Origin of the sequence: Mycobacterium sp. 1081908.1 (assembly GCF_001673535.1) — a bacterium.
Lineage (GTDB): Bacteria > Actinomycetota > Actinomycetes > Mycobacteriales > Mycobacteriaceae > Mycobacterium.
The window spans coordinates 53,395-77,072 of record NZ_LZLY01000003.1 but is presented as its reverse complement, the minus strand read 5'-3'; the positions used below and the strand labels follow the sequence as shown (position 1 = coordinate 77,072).

23 protein-coding genes, 1 tRNA gene and 1 other RNA gene are annotated in these 23,678 nt (G+C 69.0%); 11 read left to right on the top strand and 14 right to left on the bottom strand.

Annotated features, from left to right (window positions below):
• From A5655_RS00485 to A5655_RS00465, 5 genes are all read right to left on the bottom strand, one after another.
• A partial coding sequence (locus A5655_RS00485) for a DUF4185 domain-containing protein (RefSeq protein WP_067004415.1) occupies positions 1–1,125 on the bottom strand: 1,125 nt, incomplete at its 3' end.
• Between the two features lie 7 nt (positions 1,126–1,132).
• Positions 1,133–2,170 carry an aspartate-semialdehyde dehydrogenase gene (locus A5655_RS00480; RefSeq protein WP_067004413.1) on the bottom strand — a complete coding sequence of 346 codons (1,038 nt, stop codon included), beginning with the start codon at positions 2,168–2,170 and terminating at the stop codon, positions 1,133–1,135.
• Positions 2,171–3,436: an aspartate kinase gene (locus A5655_RS00475; protein ID WP_067004411.1), complete on the bottom strand. Its 1,266-nt coding sequence runs from the start codon at positions 3,434–3,436 to the stop codon at positions 2,171–2,173.
• A gap of 85 nt (positions 3,437–3,521) precedes the next feature.
• Entirely contained in the window at positions 3,522–4,535 is a 1,014-nt protein-coding gene (locus tag A5655_RS00470) for a hypothetical protein (RefSeq protein WP_067004409.1), read from the bottom strand.
• Between the two features lie 74 nt (positions 4,536–4,609).
• On the bottom strand, positions 4,610–5,452 hold the full coding sequence (locus A5655_RS00465) for a C1 family peptidase (protein ID WP_082978396.1): 843 nt from the start codon (positions 5,450–5,452) through the stop codon (positions 4,610–4,612).
• 211 nt (positions 5,453–5,663) lie between these two features.
• Here A5655_RS00465 and A5655_RS00460 point away from each other — a divergent pair, with 211 nt between their 5' ends.
• The 3 genes from A5655_RS00460 (at position 5,664) to A5655_RS28115 (ending at position 9,303) form a co-directional block, all read left to right on the top strand.
• Positions 5,664–6,947: a DUF4185 domain-containing protein gene (locus A5655_RS00460; RefSeq protein ID WP_067004407.1), complete on the top strand. Its 1,284-nt coding sequence runs from the start codon at positions 5,664–5,666 to the stop codon at positions 6,945–6,947.
• A 76-nt stretch (positions 6,948–7,023) separates the two neighbouring features.
• Positions 7,024–8,841, top strand: coding sequence for a 2-isopropylmalate synthase (leuA, locus tag A5655_RS00455; RefSeq protein WP_067004405.1), 1,818 nt, complete (start codon positions 7,024–7,026; stop codon positions 8,839–8,841).
• Positions 8,842–9,021: 180 nt separating this feature from the next.
• Positions 9,022–9,303 carry a DUF4190 domain-containing protein gene (locus A5655_RS28115; protein ID WP_067004403.1) on the top strand — a complete coding sequence of 94 codons (282 nt, stop codon included), beginning with the start codon at positions 9,022–9,024 and terminating at the stop codon, positions 9,301–9,303.
• Between the two features lie 5 nt (positions 9,304–9,308).
• On the opposite strand, the gene A5655_RS00445 is transcribed toward A5655_RS28115, so the two are convergent.
• From A5655_RS00445 to A5655_RS00435, 3 genes are read right to left on the bottom strand one after another with little or no spacing between them, the layout of a single operon-like run.
• Entirely contained in the window at positions 9,309–9,872 is a 564-nt protein-coding gene (locus A5655_RS00445; RefSeq protein ID WP_067004401.1) for a TetR/AcrR family transcriptional regulator, read from the bottom strand.
• Positions 9,872–10,318, bottom strand: coding sequence for a hypothetical protein (locus tag A5655_RS00440; protein WP_067004399.1), 447 nt, complete (start codon positions 10,316–10,318; stop codon positions 9,872–9,874). The genes A5655_RS00445 and A5655_RS00440 overlap by 1 nt, the downstream gene beginning before the upstream one ends.
• A 44-nt stretch (positions 10,319–10,362) precedes the next feature.
• Positions 10,363–11,355, bottom strand: coding sequence for a DEDDh family exonuclease (locus A5655_RS00435; RefSeq protein ID WP_067004397.1), 993 nt, complete (start codon positions 11,353–11,355; stop codon positions 10,363–10,365).
• 72 nt (positions 11,356–11,427) lie between these two features.
• On the opposite strand from A5655_RS00435, the gene A5655_RS00430 reads away from it, so the two are divergent.
• The 3 genes from A5655_RS00430 to A5655_RS00420 all read left to right on the top strand — a co-directional run bounded on the left by A5655_RS00430 (position 11,428) and on the right by A5655_RS00420 (position 14,175).
• The gene (locus A5655_RS00430; protein WP_067004395.1) at positions 11,428–12,657 is read left to right on the top strand and encodes a Mur ligase family protein; all 1,230 of its coding nucleotides are present in this window, start codon (positions 11,428–11,430) and stop codon (positions 12,655–12,657) included.
• Positions 12,650–13,354, top strand: coding sequence for a type 1 glutamine amidotransferase (locus tag A5655_RS00425; protein WP_067004393.1), 705 nt, complete (start codon positions 12,650–12,652; stop codon positions 13,352–13,354). Before A5655_RS00430 ends, A5655_RS00425 begins: the two co-directional genes overlap by 8 nt.
• A 167-nt stretch (positions 13,355–13,521) precedes the next feature.
• Positions 13,522–14,175, top strand: coding sequence for a C39 family peptidase (locus A5655_RS00420; protein WP_067004391.1), 654 nt, complete (start codon positions 13,522–13,524; stop codon positions 14,173–14,175).
• Between the two features lie 38 nt (positions 14,176–14,213).
• Here A5655_RS00420 and recR read toward each other — a convergent pair whose 3' ends face one another.
• Entirely contained in the window at positions 14,214–14,825 is a 612-nt protein-coding gene (gene recR, locus A5655_RS00415) for a recombination mediator RecR (RefSeq protein ID WP_067004389.1), read from the bottom strand.
• Positions 14,826–14,837: 12 nt separating this feature from the next.
• Positions 14,838–15,185, bottom strand: coding sequence for a YbaB/EbfC family nucleoid-associated protein (locus A5655_RS00410; protein WP_067004387.1), 348 nt, complete (start codon positions 15,183–15,185; stop codon positions 14,838–14,840).
• A 98-nt stretch (positions 15,186–15,283) separates the two neighbouring features.
• Between A5655_RS00410 and A5655_RS00405 the strand changes: the two genes are divergently transcribed.
• Positions 15,284–16,045 (top strand): Rv3717 family N-acetylmuramoyl-L-alanine amidase, encoded by a 762-nt coding sequence (locus tag A5655_RS00405; protein WP_156764609.1) that lies wholly within the window; start codon positions 15,284–15,286, stop codon positions 16,043–16,045.
• Here the strand turns inward: A5655_RS00405 and A5655_RS00400 are convergent.
• The gene (locus A5655_RS00400; RefSeq protein ID WP_067004383.1) at positions 16,042–16,479 is read right to left on the bottom strand and encodes an SRPBCC family protein; all 438 of its coding nucleotides are present in this window, start codon (positions 16,477–16,479) and stop codon (positions 16,042–16,044) included. The genes A5655_RS00405 and A5655_RS00400 overlap by 4 nt on opposite strands.
• Before the next feature lie 127 nt (positions 16,480–16,606).
• Between A5655_RS00400 and A5655_RS00395 the strand changes: the two genes are divergently transcribed.
• Entirely contained in the window at positions 16,607–17,941 is a 1,335-nt protein-coding gene (locus tag A5655_RS00395) for an FAD-binding oxidoreductase (protein ID WP_231999027.1), read from the top strand.
• Positions 17,938–19,248, top strand: coding sequence for a class I SAM-dependent methyltransferase (locus tag A5655_RS00390; RefSeq protein WP_197508554.1), 1,311 nt, complete (start codon positions 17,938–17,940; stop codon positions 19,246–19,248). The genes A5655_RS00395 and A5655_RS00390 overlap by 4 nt, the downstream gene beginning before the upstream one ends.
• 7 nt (positions 19,249–19,255) lie before the next feature.
• On the opposite strand, the gene A5655_RS00385 is transcribed toward A5655_RS00390, so the two are convergent.
• The 3 genes from A5655_RS00385 to ffs form a co-directional block, all read right to left on the bottom strand.
• Entirely contained in the window at positions 19,256–21,052 is a 1,797-nt protein-coding gene (locus tag A5655_RS00385) for a DNA polymerase III subunits gamma/tau (RefSeq protein ID WP_067004379.1), read from the bottom strand.
• Positions 21,053–21,160: 108 nt separating this feature from the next.
• On the bottom strand, positions 21,161–22,459 hold the full coding sequence (locus A5655_RS00380; protein WP_067004378.1) for an aminotransferase class I/II-fold pyridoxal phosphate-dependent enzyme: 1,299 nt from the start codon (positions 22,457–22,459) through the stop codon (positions 21,161–21,163).
• Positions 22,460–22,498: 39 nt separating this feature from the next.
• Positions 22,499–22,595: signal recognition particle sRNA small type (gene ffs / locus A5655_RS00375), an RNA gene on the bottom strand.
• A 76-nt stretch (positions 22,596–22,671) separates the two neighbouring features.
• Here ffs and A5655_RS00370 point away from each other — a divergent pair.
• Together A5655_RS00370 and A5655_RS00365 are read left to right on the top strand one after the other, a co-directional pair.
• Positions 22,672–22,760: transfer RNA gene (locus tag A5655_RS00370), tRNA-Ser, on the top strand.
• 101 nt (positions 22,761–22,861) lie between these two features.
• Positions 22,862–23,674, top strand: coding sequence for a hypothetical protein (locus A5655_RS00365; protein WP_067004376.1), 813 nt, complete (start codon positions 22,862–22,864; stop codon positions 23,672–23,674).
• Positions 23,675–23,678 lie beyond the last annotated feature (4 nt).

The following is a 23,678-nucleotide window of genomic DNA, read 5'->3' as shown; positions in this document are numbered from 1 at the left end:
GGGCTTGAACGGGTTGACCGCGAACTGGATCACCCGGTACGGCGCGCGCGCCCGGGCGCGGGTGTCCCACTGACTGACGAAAATGCGCAGCTCGTCGAGGGTGGACCCCGGCGAGATGTATCCGCCGTACGGCTGCGCGAGCCGGTTGTCGTAGGCGGGCGGCAGGCTTTCGGCCGGATCGGGCCACTCGTCGTGCTGCACCACCGTCGTCACGGGCGCGGTGCCCAGCGACGTCGGGTCGTCGGCCACCCGGACCTCCATGTTGCCGGTGCTGGCGTTGAAGTAGGACAGCACCGCCTTGCCGTCGATCTGCCTGATGGACATCTCGCCCACCTGATCGGGCCACAGGGGTGTCGGCGGCCTGCCCCACCCGCCGTCGGGCCCGGCCGCCCAGCCCTGCCACCGGGATCGGTCGATGAACGTCTGCGGCGTGGCCCGGTACAGCAGCACGGGATCTCGCCGCGTGAAGCTGTTGGCCACGATGTACACCCAGCCGCCCGGCGAGTCCGGCGTGGGGACCGGGTCGTAGTAGCCGCTGATCTGCGACTGCCGCCCGCCCTGATAGGAACCGTCGCGGCGGGTCCCGGCGACGGTCTGCCAGCCGCCGCGCGACGGTTCGGCCATCACCAGCCGTGAGCTTTGCGGCTCAAGGTCTTTCGTCGTCGTGACCATCAGGTAGTTGCGCCGGTTCACCTGCACCACCCCGGCCGGCAGCTGGGAATCGCCGGGCGGCGTGGGGTCGGCCAGCAGCGGCTTGCCGATTCCGGTGACCCCGGTGTAGCGCACCCCGGCGGGGTCGTCGACCGACGCGGTATCGACGTGCAGCGCGATCGGCGAGTACCAGCCGCCGAACCCCACACCCTGGCCGGCGAAGCTGTCGCCGCAGACCTGCAACAGCTCGGTGGGGAACTCGACGAACTCGCACAGGTCCGTCGCGCCGACGCCGTAATCCCCCGTCGGGGTTCCGGTGCCGGCCGTCGGCCCGATCCGCACCACCTGGCCCGGTGCCAGCGGCTGCAGGACGGGCTCCGGAGCCGGCGCCGGCGGATCGGCGCGCGCTTGCCAAACAGGCTGGGGCGCAACCAAACACAAAACGCTTAGCAGGGCGACCCGGGCCGAGCTCACCCGGGAACTATAGTTCGGCGGCCAGCAGCTCGGCGATCTGGATGGTGTTCAGCGCGGCACCTTTGCGCAGGTTGTCCCCCGACACGAACAGCGCCAGGCCGCGCCCGTCGGGCACGCCCGGGTCGTTCCGGATCCGGCCGACCAGCGATTCGTCGACACCGGCGGCGGCCAGCGGCGTCGGCACGTCGACGACCTTGACGCCCGGGGCGCCGTCGAGCAGCTCACGGGCGCGCTCGGGCGACAACGGCCGCGCGAATTCGGCGTTGATCGACAGCGAGTGCCCGGTGAACACCGGAACGCGCACGCAGGTGCCGCTGACCGACAGGTCCGGGATGCCGAGGATCTTGCGGCTCTCGAAGCGCAGCTTCGCGTCCTCGTCGGTCTCCCCCGAACCGTCGTCCAACAGCGATCCGGCGAGCGGCAGCACGTTGAACGCGATCGGCGCGACATAGGTCTTCGGCGCCGGGAAATCCAGCGCGCCGCCGTCGTGCACCAGCCGCTCGATGTCGTCGGCGACCACCGCACGCGCCTGCGTGGCGAGCTCGTCGACGCCGGCCAGCCCGCTGCCCGAGACCGCCTGATAGGTCGAGGCCACCAGGCGCACCAGTTGCGCCTCGTCGTGCAGCACCTTGAGCACCGGCATGGCGGCCATCGTCGTGCAGTTCGGGTTGGCGATGATGCCCTTGGGCCGGCGCCCGGCGTCGCGGGCGAAGTTGACCTCCGACACCACCAACGGCACGTCGGGGTCCTTGCGCCAGGCCGACGAGTTGTCGATCACCGTGACGCCCGCCGCGGCGAACCGCGGCGCCTGGACCAGCGACATCGTCTTGCCGGCCGAGAAAAGCGCGATGTCCAGCCCGGACGGGTCCGCCGTCGCGGCGTCCTCGACCTCGATCTCCTGGCCGCGGAACTCCAGCTTGCGGCCCTGCGAGCGGGCGGACGCGAAGAACCGCACGCTGGTCGCCGGAAAGTCGCGCTCGTCCAGCAGCCGGCGCATCACCTGGCCCACCTGGCCGGTGGCCCCCACTACCCCGATGGCAACCATCTACCTACCCGTCCCCGCATATACCGTCGCCGACTCGTCGCCGCCGAGACCGAACGCCTCGTGTAACGCCACGACGGCCTTGTCTAGTTCGGTGTCGCGGCACAGCACCGAGATCCGGATCTCGGAGGTGGAGATCAGCTCGATGTTGACGCCGACGGCGGCCAGCGCCTCGCAGAAGGTCGCGGTGACGCCGGGATGGCTGCGCATGCCCGCCCCGATCAGCGACACCTTGCCGATGTGGTCGTCGTACAGCAGCTGGGTGAAGCCGATCTCGTCGCGCAGCGCGTCCAGCTTCTCCACCGCGGTGGGCCCGCTGTCGCGCGAGCAGGTGAAGGTGATGTCGGTCTTGCCGTCTTCGACCTTGGACACGTTCTGCAGCACCATGTCGATGTTCACGTCGGCGTCGGCGACGGCGCGGAAAACCCGTGCCGCATAGCCGGGTATGTCCGGCAGCCCGACGATGGTCACCTTGGCCTCGCTGCGATCGTGCGCGACGCCGGTCAGAATGGGGTCTTCCATGCCTATGTCCTTGATCGATCCGGTAACGACGGTGCCCGGCTTGTCCGAATACGACGAGCGGACGTGCACCGGAATGTCGTAGCGGCGAGCGTATTCCACGCAACGCAGCATCAGCACCTTGGCGCCGCAGGCCGCCATCTCGAGCATCTCCTCGAACGTCACACTGTCCAGCCTGCGGGCGTTGTGCACGATCCTCGGGTCCGCGCTGAAGATGCCGTCCACGTCGGTGTAGATCTCGCAGACGTCGGCGCCGAGCGCAGCGGCCAAAGCGATCGCGGTGGTGTCCGAGCCCCCGCGGCCGAGGGTGGTGACGTCGCGGGTGTCCTGGCTGACCCCCTGGAACCCGGCGACCAACACGATGCGGCCCTCGTCGAGCGCGGTGCGCAGCCGCCCCGGCGTCACCTCGATGATCTTCGCGTTGCCGTGGGTGCCGGTGGTGATGACGCCGGCTTGCGAACCGGTGAACGAGCGGGCCTGCGCGCCGAGCGATTCGATCGCCATGGCCACCAACGCGTTGGAGATGCGCTCACCGGCGGTCAGCAGCATGTCGAGCTCCCGCGGCGGCGGGGCCGGGCAGACCTGCTGGGCCAGATCCAGCAGGTCGTCGGTGGTGTCGCCCATCGCGGAAACCACCACCACGACGTCGTTGCCCTGCTTCTTGGTCGCGACGATGCGCTCCGCGACGCGGCGGATCCGGTCGGCGTCCGCCACCGATGATCCGCCGTACTTCTGCACGACGAGCGCCACTGTTGTTCTTTCGGTCCTCGGGGTATAGGTCCACAACAGAATACGTGTGGCGGCGAATCGTTTTTGCGGCCGCCGACCCGCCCGCTCAGTTCATGTTGGCGATGACGGCCCACGTCGCGATGGCCGACCCGACCGAGGTCCAGTAGCCGTAGCGCTTGTAGATCTGGTTGGCCCAGCGCGCCTGCGCTCGCAGGTCACCGATGTCAGTGGAGACCTGCGGGTCGCTGGCGTTGCGGATCGAGCACCACGCCGGTGGGTCCGGCAGGCCGGCGAGGGCCAGCGGCAACGTCGCGTCGTCCATCTCTTCCGTCCGGGCGTCCGGGTAGTTGCGGACGATCCCGTACGAGTCGTCGGTGTTGGCGAAGCCGAAGTAGTCGACGGTTTCCACGCCGCCCAGCGCCGCGCCGAACGTCAGCGTCGGCGGCCGGGTGGCCAGCGGCTGCAGCCGGCCCGCATTCGGCGCCACCAGCGCATCGAAGGCGGCCGCGTGCCCGCCGGCCTGCACCGGCGAACCCGTGAACAACTGTTGGGCCCACGGCTTGCTCTTGAATTCCTTGGTGCAGTTGAACTTCGCGTTGGTGACGACGAAGACGTCGCCGAGCCCGGTGGCCGCCCCGATGCCCCCGGCGGTCCCGGTGGTGACGACCAGCTTGGGCGTGGCCTCGCTCACCATTTGCTGCCATAGCTGCACCAGCGGCGCCGAGACGCTGTCGGTCGCCAGGTGCAGCTCGGACTTCACCGCCAGCACCTCGATGTCGCCGATCCTGACCCGGGCCACGTAGGCCAGGCAGCCGGCATCGCGAGCGGGCGAGCGCCAGGTGAGCTGAGGCTCATAGCTCGCCCACCCGTGGGCGTAGGGATTCCAGCTGCGGCTCGGCATGCCCGGGGTGAGCACGTCGGCGAGGGCCTGCGCCTCCGCCACCGTCCAGGTCACCACCAGCACGTCGCAGGACGGCAGCGGCTGGTTGGCGGCCCGGTCATACGGGGTGCCGACGGGCGCCAGCCCGTCCGGCCACGGGATGGGGGCGGGCGCCTCGTGGGGCACCTGGTACGTGATGCGGTCGAGAAGGAGATCGTTGCTCAGCTGCGCTATCGACATGGCGGTAGTTCCCTTCGAGGTGCTGTGATCCCGGATTCGACACGCATCACGTCCGGGTGCGTTACGAGGTGGTGCTAGGACCCGACCATCTGGATCGCCCAGAAATCGCTCGCCAAGTGCGCGCGGGTAACGGGCGAGGCATCCGAGCTGACCTTGGATCCGGTCAGGTACTGGTAGGGCATGTAGAAGTAGCCGTGGTCGCCCCACGACGGTCCCCACGAGTTACGAACAATCAAGTGGCTCTTGGGATCCGAGTAGCCGACGGCGAGAACGGCGTGCCCGCCGACCGGCGCCTCGCCGTGCTGGGGCATCGGCATCACACCCGTGTCCGCGACGGCCTGCGATTCGAAACTCTGGTAGACGGTAAACCCGAAGACGACCGCCAGGTCCGAGGCAATCGCATCCTTGAGGTCCCCCAGCGTCTGGATCGCCTCGTACTGCACCGCCCGGTCTTTCTGCGCGGCGACGTAGCAGCGCCTCGGCGGCTTGACCGTGAACACCCCGATGTCATAGGGCCACAGCGTCTCCGGGCACACGCCTTCGCGGTTGACCACCTTGATGCCGTCCCTGATCACCGCGCCCGCGTCGCTGGATACCGTGCCTTCGAGCGCGCGTTCGTTGTAGTAGATGAACAACCGCGAAGGAATGAAATCGGGGAAGCCCTGCCGGTCCCGCTCGTACTCCATCGCGGCGGCGATGGCATTTCCGGTGCACGACCCGAGCTGGCCCTGGTCGTAGACCGCCGGCATCGACGGACGCAGGTCGTACTCGGGCGGCGGCGCGGACTTGAGCCTGGCCGCGTAGACCTTGTCGCGGGCATCCGGGAGCTGCGGGCGCCACCCGAATCCGCGAACGTGGCTCCAGTCCTGCTGTCTCCCACTGCTTTTGACGTGCCGCGACTCTTGCAGAGTGGTCATTGAATCCTCCTAATCTGGGCGGTAGCTCAGACCGTAGGCGCGGGGATCCGGGGCTGGGATGCGTAGTGCGCTACCCCATTCCTCGGCGGGGACCACTCATGCCGACGGACGGATCGCCGGCAGAAACACAGGTAGCGCGTTACGCGTGCCCGCACCGGCGATCACGGGCATCGTTGATCTCCAGAGGAGGGCCAACGAGTGCGGAGGAGCCATGGGGAAGGCTGATGCGGCTTTGCGCAAGCAGGCATTGCGCAGGCTGCGCTCGGGCGAGAAGGCCGCCACGGTCGCGGCCAACTGCGGCGTCAGCGAATCCACCGTGTATCGGTGGCGACGCGAAAGTAGGCGTGCGGCAACGAAATCGGCGGTCCCCGTGGAGGGCTACGTGGGCGACATCACCGGCCCGGGCATCACCGACAAATGGGGGGTGACGTGCACCGATCTGGGAGTCTGCGCGGTGGCCCCCAACGGCAAGCTGGTGTCGGTGTTCGGCGACACCTTCTCGGGCCCGGCGGTTGGCAAGGGCGACTGGCGCGCCCCGGTCGCCCTGATCGGCAGCGGTGACACCAACAACCGGATCCGCTATGAGAGCGCGGGCGGCGCGGACGCCGACTACGCGCACCAATTGTGGAGCTATGTCCACGACGGCCCGCCCTGGAGCCAGGGCGGGATCAGCACGGTGATCCCCTCCGACCTCCTGGTCATCGGGAAGACGATGTACCTGCATGCGATCGTCAATCGCGGCTTCGGCAACGTGATCTGGACCGGGATCTGGGCCTCCACCGACAACGGCGTCAGCTGGCGGGAGATGGGCGCCAAGGCAACGTTTCCCGCGTCGTTGCACGACGGCTACGCGCAGCTGTGGTCGTGGGACTACGACCCGATGGACGGTTGGGTCTATGTCGTCTCGACCGGGTTCCAACGCGACAAGGGCATCATCCTGCGGCGTGTGCGTCCGCGCCACATCGGCGACCTGACCAAGTACTCCGGCTGGGGCTGGGACGGCAACCAATGGGCGTGGGGCAACGCACCCACGCCCATCACACCCCCGGCCGAAACGTGGGGCGAGCTGACGCTGCGCAGGCTCGAGACGGGCACGTGGATCCTGGGCGGCTTCCTGTCGTCCGGGTACGCGCTGGGATACCGGACGCTCGACTCCCCCACCGCCAACCTCTATGAGGCCGAAATCCAAACGCCCGTGGTCGGGACGAGCTGGGACGCCCAGGACCTTGCGAACAATCGGGTCGCCCAGCTGTACGGCGGATACATCCTTCCGTCTTCGCGGCTGGACGTTCAGGGCGGCGTCGGGCTGGTGGTGTCCCAGTGGGACACGGCGACGGGCTGGCCGTACCGGGCGATGCAGTTCCGGGTGACGCTCAAGGACACCACGGCGGCGGCCCGTCGTCCGGTCGCCAGTGGTTTTGGCGCCCGGCGTCGGCGCGGTAGAGTGCACAACGTGCAGCGGGTGCTCCTCCTCGGACGCCGCGACGGGGTCTGATCAAGACCGGCTTCCCGTCGCGGGAGTTCGCGATGCGCCGGTCTGAGGTTCCTTCTCATCCCCCGGAGCAACTACCGTGACCCATCCAGATTCGCCCGACGCCTACAAGTCGGCACGCACCATCGTCAAACCCGCGGGCCCGCCCGGACCCGACCAGCCCGCGTGGAATCCCCAGCGCGGCTCGTCGATGCCGATCAACCGGTACCGACCCTTCGCCGAGGAAGTCGAGCCCGTCCGCGTGGCCGACCGCACCTGGCCGGACCGGGTCACCACCCGCGCACCGCTCTGGTGCGCCGTGGACCTGCGCGACGGCAACCAGGCGCTGATCGACCCGATGAGCCCGGCCCGCAAGCGCCGCATGTTCGACCTGCTGGTGCGGATGGGCTACAAGGAGATCGAGGTCGGGTTCCCGTCGGCCAGCCAGACCGACTTCGACTTCGTCCGCGAGATCATCAGCGACGGCGCCATTCCCGACGACGTCACGATCCAGGTGCTGACCCAGTGCCGGCCGGAGCTGATCGAGCGCACCTTCCTGGCGTGCGAGGGCGCACCGCGGGCGATCGTGCACTTCTACAACTCGACGTCGATCCTGCAGCGCCGCGTGGTGTTTCGCGCCGACCGGGCCGCCGTGCAGGCCATCGCGACCGACGGCGCGCGCAAGTGCGTCGAGGAGGCCGCCAAGTACCCCGGCACGCAGTGGCGTTTCGAGTACTCACCGGAGTCCTACACGGGCACGGAGCTGGAGTACGCCAAGCAGGTGTGCGACGCCGTCGGCGAGATCATCGCGCCGACGCCCGACAACCCGATCATCTTCAACCTGCCCGCCACGGTGGAGATGGCCACGCCCAACGTGTACGCCGACTCGATCGAGTGGATGAGCCGCAACCTGGCCAACCGGGAGTCGGTCATCCTGAGCCTGCATCCGCACAACGACCGCGGAACCGCCGTCGCCGCAGCCGAATTGGGCTACCAGGCGGGCGCCGACCGGATCGAGGGCTGCCTGTTCGGCAACGGGGAGCGCACCGGCAACGTGTGCCTGGTGACGCTCGGGCTCAACCTGTTCTCCCGCGGCGTGGATCCGCAGATCGACTTCTCGAACATCGACGAGATCCGCCGCACCGTCGAGTACTGCAACCAGCTGCCGGTGCCCGAGCGTCACCCGTACGGCGGCGACCTCGTCTACACCGCGTTCTCCGGTAGCCACCAGGACGCCATCAACAAGGGCCTCGACCAGATGAAGATCGACGCCGACGCGGCGGACACCGACGTCGAGGACATGCTCTGGCAGGTGCCGTATCTGCCGATCGACCCCAAGGACGTCGGACGCACCTACGAGGCGGTGATCCGGGTCAACTCGCAGTCCGGCAAGGGCGGCGTGGCCTACATCATGAAGGCCGACCACGGCCTGGCGCTGCCGCGCCGGCTGCAGATCGAGTTCTCGCAGGTGATCCAGAAGATCGCGGAGGGCACCGGCGGCGAGGGCGGCGAGGTGTCGCCGAAGGAGATGTGGGACGCGTTCTCCGAGGAGTACCTGGCCCCGATTTGGCCGCTGGAGCGCATCAAGCAGCGGGTCGATGCCTCGGAGGACGACGGCGGCAGCACCACGATCACCACGACCGTCAAGGTCAACGGGGTGGAGACCGAGATCGTCGGCGTCGGCAACGGCCCGCTGGCGGCTTTCGTGCACGCGTTGGGAACCGTCGGGTTCGACGTCGCCGTGCTGGACTACTCCGAGCACGCGATGAGCGCCGGGGACGACGCGCAGGCGGCGGCTTATGTGGAGGCGTCGGTGGCGGGCAGGACCGTGTGGGGCGTGGGCATTGCGCCGTCGATCACCACCGCGTCGCTGCGGGCCGTGGTGTCGGCGGTCAACCGCGCAAGCAAGAGACCGTAATCGGACGGCGAGGGCGAGACCGTGACAGGACCCCAAGAGCAACCACCGCGACCACCCTTGCAGCCGAGCGCCGGCGGCTACCCGCCCCAGCCTCCCTATCCACCGGCGCCGGTGCCCTACAGCTATCCACCGCCGCCCTACCTCGGCCCGGCTCGGTCTCGGGCGAACAATCTGGGGACGGTGTCGCTGGTGCTCGGCATCGTCGGTTTGCTGATTTCCTGGGTGCCGATCGTGGGTCTCGTCCTGGGAATATCCGCCGCCGCGACGGGGATTCCGGCGCGTAGGCGGGCAAAGCGGGGCGAAGCCGACAGCGATCGCGGCGCTCTTGCGGGCATCGTGCTGGGCAGTGTGGCGATCGTCATCGGTGCTGCGATTTTGATTTGGATGTTGTACGCGATGATCAGCTATCAGTGGTGCATAGGGCATGCCGTCGGCCGCTACGAATACTCGAGGTGCGGCTGACGGCGTTATGCCTCGAAAAATGCGGTCAGCAGCCGGTCGACGAGGCCGCCAGGGTCGTCGGCGCCCGGGAGCGTGAGATTGCTGAACACATAGCCGTTGAGCAGCCGGCTCAGCTGCTCCATCTGCCGCGGCTCCGGGGTGAACCCCGCCGCCTCGAAGATGAGCGTCGCGGACTTCACCGCGGCGGCCTGCAGATCCTTGAGGAACGGCTGCAGCTCCGGACGGCGCGTGCCCTCCATGAACAGCTCGAACCGGGCCAGCGTGTAGCGGCGGGCCTCCACGTCGGGGTCGGACAGCATCCGCGTCAGCAGCGCCTCGATGCCGTCGCGTGTGAGCGACCCGACCGCGGCCTGTAGCGCCTCCACGCGCCGCCAATGCAGGTCCACGGTGCGCGCCGCCGTGGCCTCGAGCAGCGCCTGTCGCGTCCGGAAGTAGTTCGATGTGGTGCCCGCGGGCAGGCCCGCGCGCTCGTCGACCTGGCGATGCGTCAGGCCCCCGACGCCGGTGTCGGCGAGTATGCCGATGGCGGCGTCGAGGAGCTGCGCGCGGCGTTCCGGGTTAGGCGGCATCAGTCTTTGTAGCGCAGCCGCCAGAACATCGTCAGGAAGGCGGGATAGACCACGATCAGCAGCAGGTAGCTGAACCACATCGGAAACCACATGTACAGGGATAGGTCCTTGGTGACGTACGAGCACCAGATGTGCAGGGGGACGCTGCCGGCGATGTACACCAGCGACGCCATGAAGAACGCCCGATGCGGCTTGTTGGCGAACCGCACGCGCCGCCACACCAGGACCCCGGTGACGGCCGCATATGTCATCGGGACGAGCAGGATCCTGTCGGTCGTCAGGGTCATGGCGTATTTCAGCGTGAGGTCGTCGCCGAAGATCACCCGGTACAGGTGGATGAGCACGCCGAGCGAGATGGTCAGCATGGCCGCCTGGCGGAAGAAGTAGCCGTGCCGGCGGTAACCGGCCCACCAGCTTTGGTGTACTACATCTGTAGTGGTTGTCATGGCGCAAACGGTACTACTACGGGTGTAGTGATGCAAGGGGCCGCTCAGAACAGCGCGAGCTGCGGGTGCGCCGCGCTGACGTCGGTGAATTCCTCCATGCTGGTGCCGCCGGCGACGGCGCCCACGCAGTCCATGAACTGCGCGTCGGACACCACCGGCACGCCCAGTTGTCGGGCGTGATAGCCCTTGCCCTGCTCGGGGGCGGCGTCGTTGCAGACCACCAGCGAGGTCTCCCCGTCCACGACGTCGCTGTAGGCGAGCCCGGCGTGCAGGATCCGCTCGACCAGTTCCTCGTGAGTGCGTGCCACCTCGGCGGCCAGCGCCACCCGCATGCCCTGGACCAGCGGCCGGCCCAGGACGTACGGGCCCGGGTTGAGATAGGGGCACGGCATCCGCGAGGCCAGCACCTTCAACGGGCGCAGCTCGTCGTGGGTCACCCGCCCGTTGGGCCATTGGCGCCGCGTCACCGGGCGCACCGGCAGCCACACGTCGCGTTCGCGCGCCCGCTCGAGCGCCGACTCCAGCACGCCGGTCAGCACCATCGCGTCGTCGAAGGCGTCGTGCGGCCGCTCCTGGATCACGCCCCAATGCGCCGCAAGCGTCTCCAGCCGCAGATTGTCGACGCCGAGGTCGAGCCGGCGCGCCAGCTCGACCGTGCACATGACGTGGTCGACGGGCAGCTCCGCCTCGGCGAGCTCGGCCTCGGCCGCCAGGAACGCGTAGTCGAAGGCGACGTTGTGCGCCACCAGCGTGCGGCCCCGCAGCACCTCGACGAGGTCACCGACGATGTCGCAGAACTGCGGCTGGTCCTCCAGCATCGCCGGGGTGAGGCCGTGCACGTGGGTGGGTCCGGGGTCCACCCCGGGATTGAGCAGGCTGACCACCGATTGCTCGACCCGGCCGTCGGCGTCGAGTCCGAGCGCGGCGACGCTGATGATCCGCGCCTGGCCCGGCCGAAACCCCGAGGTCTCGACGTCGATAACGGCCCAACCCCCGCCCGGCTCGCTGGCCGGCCGCCCCCAGGACACCCGGTTCATGAACTGAGGATGGCATGGCGGGCCGACATCGCCGGTTCGCTACGAGTCGTGTCGCGCTTCTAAACTGCGCGGGTGATCACCACCCGTGCACGCCTGGCGCTCGCCGCCGGAGCGAGCGCGCGTTGGGCGTCGCGGGTCACCGGGCGCGGGGCCGGGGCCATGATCGGCGGCCTGGTCGCGATGACGCTGGATCGCTCGGTGCTGCGCCAGCTCGGCGCCGGGCGGCGCACCGTCGTCGTCACCGGCACCAACGGCAAGTCGACCACCACGCGGATGACGGCGGCCGCGCTCGGGACCCTGGGCCCGGTGGCCACCAACGCCGAGGGCGCCAACATGGACGCCGGCCTGGTGGCCGCGCTGGCCGCCGATCGGCGGGCCGGGCTGGCCGCCCTGGAAGTCGACGAGATGCACGTGCCGCACGTCTCCGACGCGGTGGAACCCAGCGTCATCGTGCTGCTCAACCTGTCGCGCGACCAGCTGGATCGGGTCGGCGAGATCAACGTGATCGAACGCACGCTGCGCGCCGGCCTGGCCCGGCACCCGAACGCGGTCGTCGTGGCCAACTGCGACGACGTGCTGATGACCTCCGCGGCCTATGACAGCCCCAACGTGGTGTGGGTGGCCGCCGGCGGGGCGTGGGCGAACGACTCGGTCAGCTGCCCGCGCAGCGGCGAGGTCATCGTCCGGGACCAGGGGCACTGGTACTCGACCGGCGCCGACTTCAAGCGGCCCAGCCCGCAGTGGTGGTTCGACGACGAGACGCTGTACGGGCCCGACGGCCTGGCCCTGCCGATGCGGTTGGCGCTGCCGGGCGCGGTGAACCGCGGCAACGCCGCCCAGGCCGTCGCCGCCGCGGTCGCGCTGGGCGCGGACCCCGTCAAGGCCGTCGAGGCGGTTTCCGAAGTCGACGAGGTCGCGGGGCGCTATCGCAGCGTCCGCGTCGGTGAGCACGAGGCGCGGATCCTGCTGGCCAAGAACCCCGCCGGCTGGCAGGAGGCGCTGTCGATGGTCGACAAGCACGCGGCCGGCGTGGTGATCGCGGTCAACGGACAGGTGCCCGACGGCGAGGACCTGTCCTGGCTGTGGGACGTGCGCTTCGAGCACTTCGAAGAGACCGCCGTCGTGGCCGCCGGCGAACGCGGCACCGACCTGGCCGTGCGCCTGGGGTACGCGGGCGTCGAGCACACGCTGGTTCACGACACCGTCGCGGCCATCGCGTCGTGCCCGCCCGGGCGCGTCGAGGTCGTCGCCAACTACACCGCCTTCCTGCAGCTGCAGCGAGCATTGGCGCGCCATGGCTGACTCGACCGTGCGGATCGGGCTGGTGCTGCCCGACGTGATGGGCACCTACGGCGACGGCGGCAACGCCCTGGTGCTGCGCCAGCGCCTGCGGCTGCGGGGGGTGGCCGCCGAGATCGTCGAGATCACGCTGGCCGATCCGGTGCCGGAGTCGCTGGACCTGTACACCCTCGGCGGGGCGGAGGACTACGCGCAGCGGCTGGCCACCAAGCACCTGATCAAGCACCCGGGTCTGCAGCGCGCGGCGGACCGCGGCGCGCCGGTGCTGGCGATCTGCGCGGCCATCCAGGTGCTCGGCCACTGGTACGAGACGTCGGCCGGGGAACGGGTCGACGGCGTGGGCATGCTGGACCTGACCACGGCACCGCAAGACCGGCGCACCATCGGCGAGCTGGTGAGCGAGCCGCTGCCGGCCGGGTTGACCCAACCGTTGACCGGCTTCGAAAACCACCGCGGGGGAACGGTTTTGGGGCCCGCCGCGTCGCCGCTGGGCGCGGTGGTCAAGGGCGCGGGCAACCGGGCGGGCGACGGCTTCGACGGCGCGGTGCAGGGCAGCGTGGTCGCGACCTACATGCACGGGCCGTGCCTGGCCCGCAACCCGGAGCTGGCCGACCTGTTGCTCGGCAAAGTGGTGGGTGAGCTGCCGCCGCTGCAGCTGCCCGAGGTGGACCTGCTGCGCCGCGAGCGCCTCCGCGCCTGAGGCCTTCCGCGCCGCGACACTTAAACGGCTGCGACGACCCGCCGGTGCGAGTCGCAGTGGTTTATATCTCGCGGAACGCCGCCACCTGCGCTCCAAGAATCCTTCAAGGATCCGTCTAGGGCCGCCGCCCAGCCTTTTCTCGAGGCCCCACCGAGAAAAGGAACCCCATGACCAACGCCAGGACCAGGGTCGCCAACGCGGCGCGCATCGTCGGGCTCGCGGCCGTGCTGAGCGCGGCCGCCGGCTCGATGGTCGCGTTCGCGGGGACGGCCGACGCGGCCCCCACCCCGCGACACGAGGGGATGCACGGCGACCCGGCCGCCGCCGCGCCGTACTGGCGCTACCAGCAGCAGGACCTCGACTGCGGCGAGATGGCGGTCGCCGACGTGGTCGGCCAGATTACCGGCCGCGAGCCCTCCGAGGACGAGGTCACCGCCGTGGCGGGAAGCATCCCGAGCGTGAGCCATCCAGGACCCATATACAAGCCCAGCGGCAAGACCAAGAACTCGGACCTGCCCGTGCTGCTGGCGCACTACGGCATCGCGTCCGACGCGGTGCACACCAACATCGGCGCCCTCGAGCAGGATCTCGACCAGGGACGCAAGGTGATCGTCGGGGTCAACGACAGGATCATCTGGAACTCGCCGGGCGACCGCTCCCAGGAGAACCACTTCGTCGTCGTCATCGGCATCGACACCAAGACCAATCTGGTGCACCTCAACGACAGCGGCGCCGCGGCCGGCCGCGACGAACAGGTTTCCATCGCCACCTTCGAAGCGGCGTGGAACACCAGCGACAACTTCGCGGTCGTGACGAGGTAAGGGCCCGCAGAATTACAGGCCCGCGGCAAAGCAGACGGTCAGACCATCGCCCGGCGGCCGGTGAGCGCGCGGCCCAGCGTCAGCTCGTCGGCGAACTCCAAGTCGCCGCCCATCGGCAGACCCGAGGCGATGCGTGTCACCGTCAGGCCGGGGATGTCACGCAGCATCCGGACCAGGTAGGTGGCGGTCGCCTCCCCCTCGGTGTTGGGGTCGGTGGCGATGATCACCTCGGTGACCTCGACGTCGTCGACGCGCTCACCGATGCGGGTCAGCAGCTCGCGGATGCGCAGCTGGTCGGGACCCACCCCGGACAACGGATCGAGCGCGCCGCCGAGCACGTGGTAGCGGCCGCGGAATTCGCGGGTGCGCTCGACGGCCTGGATGTCCTTGGGCTCCTCCACCACGCACACCTGCGAGCCGTCCCGACGGGGATCGGCGCAGATTCTGCATCGCTCGTCGTCGGAGACGTTGCCGCACACCGCGCAGAACCGCACCCCGTCGCGGACCTTCGCCAGCACCGCGGTCAGCCGGTCGATGTCGGGCGGCTCGACCGACAACAGGTGAAATGCGATGCGCTGCGCGCTCTTGGGCCCGATGCCCGGCAGCTTGCCCAGCTCGTCGATCAGATCCTGGACGGGTCCCTCAAACATGTCGGTATGGCGTCACAGCCCCGGCAGTTGAGTGGGCGGCGCCGGCGGCTTGGCCTGGACCATGCCCCCGGCCAGAGCGCCCAACCGCTCCTGTGCCATCTTGGTGACCTGCGCCGACGCGTCACCCATGGCGCCGACGATCAGATCCTGCAGGGTCTCGATGTCCGCGGGATCGACGACCTTGGGGTCGATCTGCACGCCGACCACCTCGCCGCTGCCTTTGACGGTTACCTTGACCAAGCCCCCGCCCGCCTCCCCGTGCACCTCGGAGTTGGCGAGCTGTTGCTGGGCTTCCAGTAGCTTTTGCTGCATCTGCTGCGCCTGGGCGAGCAGTTGTGACATGTCGCCTCCGGGTTGCATGACAATCCCCTCGCATCTTGGTCTCGAGTTGGTTTCGCCTGCTGGTGTCGGGCGATTCGGAACACCCAGCGTAGACCGCGCGACGTTACCTTTGCGCGGTGGACCTACGACTGAGCAGGCGTGTCGGAATCAAATTGGCGGTCGGCGTGCTGGTTGCCGCTTCGACGGCGATCATGCCGACGGCGACCGCCGTCCCGTCCAACATCGCCGGCATGGTCGTTTTCATCGACCCCGGCCACAACGGCTCCAACGACGCGTCCATCTCGCGCCAGGTGCCCACCGGCCGCGGCGGCACGAAGGACTGCCAGGCCAGCGGGACGTCGACCAACAGCGGGTACGGGGAGCACACGTTCACCTGGGACACCGCGCTGCGGGTCCGCGCCGAGCTGAACGCCCTGGGCGTGCGGACCGCCTTGTCGCGCGGTGACGACACGGGGCTGGGTCCGTGCGTCGATGCGCGCGCCAACATGGCCAATTCGTTGCACCCCAACGCGATCCTGAGCATCCACGCCGACGGCGGCCCGCCGTCCGGGCGGGGCTTTCACGTCAACTACTCGGCGCCGCCGCTGAACCAGGCGCAGGCCGGGCCGTCGGTGCAGTACGCGCGCATCATGCGCGACCAGATGCAGGCCTCGGGCATTCCGCCGGCCAACTACATCGGCCAGGACGGCCTATACGGCCGTTCGGACCTCGCCGGCCTGAACCTGGCGCAGTACCCGTCGATCCTCGTCGAATGCGGAAACATGAAGAATCCGGTGGATTCGGCGCTGATGGAGTCCGCCGATGGCCGGCAGAAATACGCCGACGCGCTGGTCCGCGGCGTCGCGGGCTTCCTGGCCAGCCAGGGCCAGGCGCGCTAGCTCTCCAGTTCCTTCTTCAGGTTCGCCAACACCTCGGACTGAATTCTCTTCAGCCCCAACGGCGCAAAGGTTTTCTCGAAGAAGCCCTTGACGCCGCCGGCGCCGGTCCAGGTGGTCTTCACCGTGACGCTGGACCCGGGTCCGGCCGGAGCCACCGTCCAGTTGATCACCATGGACGAGTTCGCGTCCTTCTCGATGACGGTGTGACCGGCCACATCGACGTCCACCCGAACGTCACGAACCCGCGACTTGGTCGCCTGCAGCTTCCACTTGGCGACGGTGCCGGCTCCCTGGCCGCCCTGCAGCACCTCGTACTCGCTGTACTGCGGCGACAGGATCTTCGGGCGCACCTTCTGGTAGTCCGCGACCGCGGCGAGGGTGGCCTCGGGCCCGACGTTGATCAAGATCGTGCTGGCTGCGCTCACCTGGCCCATCAGGCCCGACTCCTCCGTTGATGCCGCCCGCGCGCGGGTGCACGGGCTGTTTTCGAAGACTAGGGTATATGTGGTGCCTGTCCCTGGATCTGCACTCTCGGCTCACGCGGCGGGCGTTGATCGGTTGATGGCGAGTTATCGGTCCATCCCGGCAACGTCCGCCGTCCGGCTCGCCAAGCCCACCTCAAACCTGTTCCGCGCCCGCACCAAACGCGATTCACCCGGACTGGACACCTCCGGTTTGACCGGCGTTCTCTCGGTCGATCCCGAAACGCGCACCGCCGACGTCGCCGGCATGTGCACATACGAGGACCTGGTGGCCGCGACCCTGCCGTATGGCCTTTCGCCACTGGTGGTTCCGCAATTGAAGACGATCACCCTCGGCGGCGCGGTCAGCGGCCTGGGCATCGAGTCGGCGTCGTTTCGCAACGGCCTGCCGCACGAGTCGGTGCTGGAGATGGACATCCTCACCGGCGCCGGTGAGTTGCTGACCACGTCCCGCACCCAGCATCCCGACCTTTTCCGCGCCTTTCCCAATTCCTATGGCACACTGGGCTATTCGACCCGCCTTCGGATCGAGCTGGAGCCCGTCGCGCCGTTCGTGGCGCTGAGGCACATCCGATTCCGCTCGCTGCCCGAGCTGGTCGCGGCGATGGAACGCATCATCGACACCGGCGGGCAGGGCGGCACCCCGGTGGACTACCTGGACGGCGTGGTCTTCAGCGCCGACGAAAGCTACCTGTGCGTGGGCCGGCGGACCGCCACGCCCGGTCCGGTCAGCGACTACACCGGGAAAAACATTTACTACCAATCGATTCGGCACGACGCGGTTGGGGTGGAGGCCACCAAAGACGACCGGCTGACGATCCACGACTACCTGTGGCGCTGGGACACCGACTGGTTTTGGTGCTCCCGCGCGTTCGGCGCGCAGAACCCGCGGGTACGGCGCTGGTGGCCGCGGCGCTATCGGCGCAGCAGCTTCTATTGGAAGCTCGTCGCGCTGGACCAGCGTTTCGGCATCGCCGACCGCATCGAGAAACGCAACGGCCGCCCGCCGCGCGAACGAGTGGTGCAGGACGTCGAGGTGCCGGTCGAACGGACGTGCGGGTTCTTGGAGTGGTTCCTGGACAACGTGCCCATCAGCCCGATCTGGCTGTGCCCACTGCGACTGCGCGACCACGAGGGCTGGCCGCTGTATCCCATTCGGCCGGATCACACATACGTCAACATCGGGTTCTGGTCCTCGGTGCCGGCGGGCGCCGGCGAGGGCGCAACCAACCGGGCCATCGAGGCCAAGGTCAGCGAGCTGGACGGCCACAAGTCGCTGTACTCGGACTCCTTCTACACCCGCGAGGAGTTTGACGAACTCTACGGCGGGGAGACCTACAACACCGTGAAGAAGACCTACGATCCCGATTCGCGTCTTTTGGACCTGTACGCAAAGGCGGTGCAACGGCGATGACGACCACCAAAGAGCCCCACCACACCACCACCGGCAAGCTGAGCATGGCGGAGATCCTGGAGATCTTCGCCGCGACCGGGCGCCACCCCCTGAAGTTCACCGCGTACGACGGCAGCACCGCCGGCAGCGAGGACGCCGAGCTGGGCCTGGACCTGTGTTCGCCGCGCGGCGCCACCTACCTGGCCACCGCCCCCGGCGAGCTCGGCCTCGCGCGCGCCTACGTCTCGGGTGACCTGCAGACATACGGCGTGCATCCCGGCGATCCGTACCAGCTGCTCAAGACCCTGACCGACCGGGTCGACTTCAAGCGGCCGTCCGCGCGGGTGCTGGCCAACGTCGTCCGTTCCCTTGGCTTCGAGCACCTGCTGCCGGTCGCGCCGCCGCCGGAGGAGGCGCCGCCGCGGTGGCGGCGGGTCGCCGCCGGCGTCATGCACAGCAAGGCCCGTGATGCCGAGGCCATCCATCACCACTACGACGTCTCCAACACCTTCTACGAATGGGTGCTGGGTCCGTCGATGACCTACACCTGCGCGGTCTACCCGCACGCCGACGCGACGCTGGAAGAGGCGCAGGACAACAAGTACCGTCTGATCTTCGAAAAGCTGCGGCTGCGGGAGGGCGACCGGCTGCTCGACGTCGGCTGCGGCTGGGGCGGCATGGTGCGCTACGCGGCGCGCCGCGGCGTCCGCGCGATCGGCGCCACCCTGTCGGCCGAGCAGGCGAAGTGGGCGCAGCAGGCCATCGAGGACGAGGGCCTGACGGACCTCGCCGAGGTGCGCCACTCCGACTACCGCGACATCGAGGAAGACGGATTCGACGCCGTCTCCTCCATCGGCCTGACCGAGCACATCGGCGTCAAGAACTACCCCGCGTACTTCGGATTCCTGAAGTCCAAGCTGCGCACCGGCGGCCTGCTGCTCAACCACTGCATCACCCGCCACGACAACAAGTCGACCTCCTTCGCCGGCGGGTTCACCGACCGCTACGTGTTCCCCGACGGGGAGCTGACCGGCTCGGGCCGCATCGTCACCGACATCCAGGACGTCGGTTTCGAGGTGTTGCACGAGGAGAACTTCCGGCATCACTACGCGATGACGCTGCGCGACTGGTGCCGCAACCTCGTCGAGCACTGGGACGAAGGCGTCGCCGAGGTCGGGTTGGCGACGGCCAAGGTGTGGGGCCTGTACATGGCGGCCTCACGAGTTGCCTTCGAGCAGAACAACCTTCAGCTGCACCACGTGCTGGCGGCGAACGTCGACGCCCGCGGCGACGACGAACTGCCGCTGCGGCCGTGGTGGACGGCGTAATTCCGGCCTAGCCGCCATCGATCCGGCGCGCGCCGAGCTCGTTCTGCAGCAGCTCGAGTGCGGCCTCTTCCGGGTCGCGCCGCGGCGCCGCCTCGCCGCGACCGGCCTCGGCGAGCATGTGCTCCTCTTCGTCCCGCTGGGCCGAACCCCCGTCGGCGGGCTCGTCCGGGGGCGCTTCCTGCCGGGGGGTCGGCGGCGCGGTTGGCCCGGGTTCGCCCGCGCCGACCTCGCAGCGCACCCGCCAGCTCACCCCCAGCGCGTCCTTGAGCGCTTCGGCGATGACGTCGGCGTTGCGCTGTTCGGACAGCCGCTTGGCCAGCGGTGCCGACGCGTGGGTCAGCACCAACGTGTTGTCCTCCACGGCGCGGACGGTGGCGCCCGCCAGCATCACCTCGGTGGTGCGGGACCGCTGGCGCACCTTGTCCCGCACCGTCGGCCACATCGTCCGCACCGCTGACGCATTGAGTTCGCCTGGGGCAGAAGCAGATTCGGGCTCGGGCGCGGGCGTGGGCGTGGGCGCCGGCGGCGGAGCCGGTTCGGGGACGGGCTCGGGCGCGGGCGTGGGCTCGGGTTTCGGCTGGGGCCGGGAAACGACCACCCGCCGCGGCGGCGGACTCGGCTCGGCGGGCGCCTCCGACGCGGGAATGGAGACGCTCAGCCGGGTCTCGATTCGCTCGACGCGCTGCAGCAGCGCGGACTCGGCGTCGCTGGCCGAGGGCAGCAGCAGCCGCGCGCAGATCACTTCGAGCAGCAGCCGCGGCGCGGTCGCGCCGCGCATCTCTCCCAGCCCGGCCTGCACGACCTCGGCGTAGCGGGTCAGGGTCGCCGGGCCGATTCGCACTGCCTGCTCGCGCATCCGGTCCAGCACGTCCTCGGGTGCGTCCACCACGCCGCGGCTCACGGCATCCGGAACCGCTTGCAGCACAATGAGATCGCGGAAGCGCTCCAACAGATCGGTGGCGAAGCGCCTCGGGTCGTGCCCGGCGTCGATCACCGATTCGACCGCGCCGAACAACGCGGCGGCGTCCGCGGCGGCCAGCGCGTCGACGGCGTCGTCGATCAGCGCGACATCGGTGGCGCCCAGCAGGCCCAGCGCCCGCTGATACGTCACGTGATTGCCCTCGGCCCCGGCCACCAGCTGATCCAGCACCGAAAGCGTGTCGCGGGGCGAGCCCCCGCCGGCGCGGATCACCAGCGGATACACCGCGTCGTCAACGACGACGCCCTCCTGCTCGCAGATCCGCCCGACCAGCGCCCGCATGGTTTTCGGCGGCAGCAGCCGGAACGGGTAGTGATGGGTGCGAGACCGGATCGTCGGCAGCACCTTCTCCGGCTCGGTGGTGGCGAAGATGAAGATGAGGTGCTCGGGCGGTTCCTCCACGATCTTGAGCAGCGCGTTGAACCCGGCGGTCGTCACCATGTGCGCCTCGTCGACGATGAACACCCGGTAGCGCGACTGCGCGGGGGCGTAGAACGCGCGGTCGCGCAGCTCGCGGGTATCGTCCACGCCGCCGTGGCTGGCGGCGTCGAGCTCCACCACGTCGATGCTGCCCGGCGCGTTGGGCGCCAGCGCGACGCAGGACTCGCACACCCCGCACGGGTTGGCCGTCGGGCCCTGCGCGCAGTTCAGCGACCGGGCCAGGATGCGCGCCGAGGACGTCTTTCCGCAGCCGCGCGGCCCGGAAAACAAGTAGGCGTGGTTGATTCGGCCGGCTTCCAGGGCGATGGACAGCGGCTCGGTGACGTGCTCCTGCCCCACCACTTCGGCGAAGGTTGCCGGTCGGTATTTGCGGTAGAGGGCCACGGTCAGCAGGCTACCGGCGCGCGCTGACTAAAGCCCGAGGGGCATTGAGTGTGCATCTGTGACTTTCGGTGTGAACCTACGGTCGACTCGATCGGCGTGTCGTCGCCGTCAGCTCACACTCGACGGGGAGGAGACCAGCATCGACTCCGTAGCCGCCAGCAGCGCGCAGGTCGCCAGCCCGTCGACCGCGTCGCGCAGGTCCGGCAGCGACGGGAAGGTCGGCGCGATCCGGATGTTCTTGTCCTCCGGATCCTTGCGGTACGGGAACGACGCGCCCGCCTCCGTCACCGCGATGCCGGCGTCCTTGGCCAGGGCGACGGTCCGCCGCGCCGTGCCGGGAAACACGTCGAGGCTGATGAAATAGCCGCCCTTGGGATCGGTCCACGAGGCGATCTTGGAGTCGCTCAGCCGCTGGTCCAGGATCTCGAGCGTCGCCGCGAACTTGGGCGCCAGGATCTGCTGGTGGCGCAGCATCTGCAGGCGGACGCCGTCGGCGTCGCCGAAGAAGCGTAGGTGCCGCAGCTGGTTGACCTTGTCGGGGCCGATCGACTTCTTGGCCGCGTATTGCAGGTACCAGGCGATGTTGCCCAGCGACCCGCCCAGGAAGCTGACCCCGGCGCCGGCGAAGGTGATCTTGGAGGTGGACGCGAAGACGTAGGGCCGGTTGGGGTTGCCGGCCGTGGCCGCCAGACCGAGCACGTCGACCTGGCGGATGAAGTCGTGCGTCAGGGTGTGCACCGCGTACGCGTTGTCCCAGAACAGCCGGAAGTCGGGCGCCGCCGTCCGCATCTGCACCAGCCGGCGGACCGTCTCCCAGGAGTAGGTGACACCCGTCGGGTTGGCGAAGACCGGTACCGCCCACATCCCCTTGATCGCGGGGTCGACGGCGACCAGTTCTTCGATGAGGTCGATGTCGGGGCCGTCGTGCAGCATCGGGATCGGGATCATCTCGATGCCCATGGTCTCGGTGAGGTTGTGGTGCCGGTCGTAGCCGGGGACGGGGCACAGGAACTTGACGCTCGGTTCGTCCTTCCACGGCCGCGGCGAGTCCACGCCGCCGTGCAGCAACGAGAAGACGACGATGTCGTGCATCAGCTCCAGGCTGGAGTTGTTGCCCGCGATCAGATTCGGCACCGGAATGCCGAGCAGCTCGCCGAAGATGGCCCGCAGTTCGGGCAGGCCGTGCTGGCCGAGGTAGTTGCGGGTGTCGGTGCCCTCCGCGTCGCGGTAGTCGTCCTCGCCCGGCAGGCTCAGCAGCCGGTTCGACAGGTCCAGCTGCTCTTCCGCCGGTTTGCCGCGGGTGAGGTTCAGGGCCAGCTTCTTGGCCTGCAGCTCCGCATATTGCTCCTGGTGGCGTGCGTGCAGGGCCGCTAGCTCGTCAGGGCTGAGGGAATCGAACGACGCCATAGCTATGCGGGCCCTTTCGCGGTCCAACCGGGGTAGGTCAAAGAGGGGACCCCGCGCACCCGACAGAGCCCATTGACCCTTGCTGCCTTCCGGCCCTGGGGGAGTTCACAGGATAGACGCCGCGCGGGGTCCTCCGGCGAGTCTAGTACCTGGACGGAAGCGAATAGCGGCGGCCATTAAAGGAACGCGCACGCTCGGTTACCATGGCCCACGGAGGATTCGCCTAGTGGCCTATGGCGCTCGCCTGGAACGCGGGTTGGGTTAACAGCCCTCGCGGGTTCAAATCCCGCATCCTCCGCCACCGGTCGCCCTCGGTTGAGGCGACCACGCACGGGGGTTGTTTGGAATCGCTTTGACCGGCCTTTAGGCTGGCTTGGGCTTACCAGCAGCATGAGGAGGCGTATGGGGCGCAAGGTCGCCATACCGTGGCACGCGTCGTTTTCGGTCGCTGCCGGCGTCCTCTACTTCTTTTTCGTGCTGCCCCGCTGGCCTGAGTTGATGGGCGACACGACGCATTCGTTGGGGACGACGCTTCGGATCGTGACGGGTGTGCTGGTGGCCCTGGCGGCGCTGCCCGTGGTGTTCACCCAGTTGCGGACCCGAAAGCCTGAGCTGGGGACGCCGCAGCTGGCGCTGTCCATCAGGCTCTGGTCGATCGTGGCGCACGTGCTGAGCGGCGTGCTGATCGTCGGCACGGCGATCAGCGAGATCTGGCTCAGCCTGGACCACGCCGGGCAGTGGTTGTTCGCCATCTACGGCGCGGCCGCCGCGATCGGCGTGATCGGCTTCTTCGCCTTCTACCTGTCGTTTATCGCCGAGTTGCCGCCGCCACCGCCGAAACCGATCAAGCCGAAGAAGGCCAAGGAGCCCAAGAAGCGAGGCCTGCGCCGCAAGAAGGCGGACGAGGCCGAAGAAGTCACCGAAGCCGACGAGACCGAAGAGGCCGAGGAAACCGGCGAAGCCGACGAGACCGAAGAGGCCGAGGAAACCGGCGAGGCCGAAGAATCGGAAGCGGCAGAACAGCCGGTCGAGGCCACCGCCGAGTCCGAACCGGCCACCGAGGAGACCGAGGACACCGACGCAGCGCCGGCAGAAGCGGAAGCCGAGGCCGCCGACGCGCCCCGGGGCGGACTGCAAAACCGCCGGCCGACCGGCAAGGGCTCACACCGGATGCGGCGCAGGCGCACCCGCGGCGGCGTCGCGCTCGACGAATGACGCC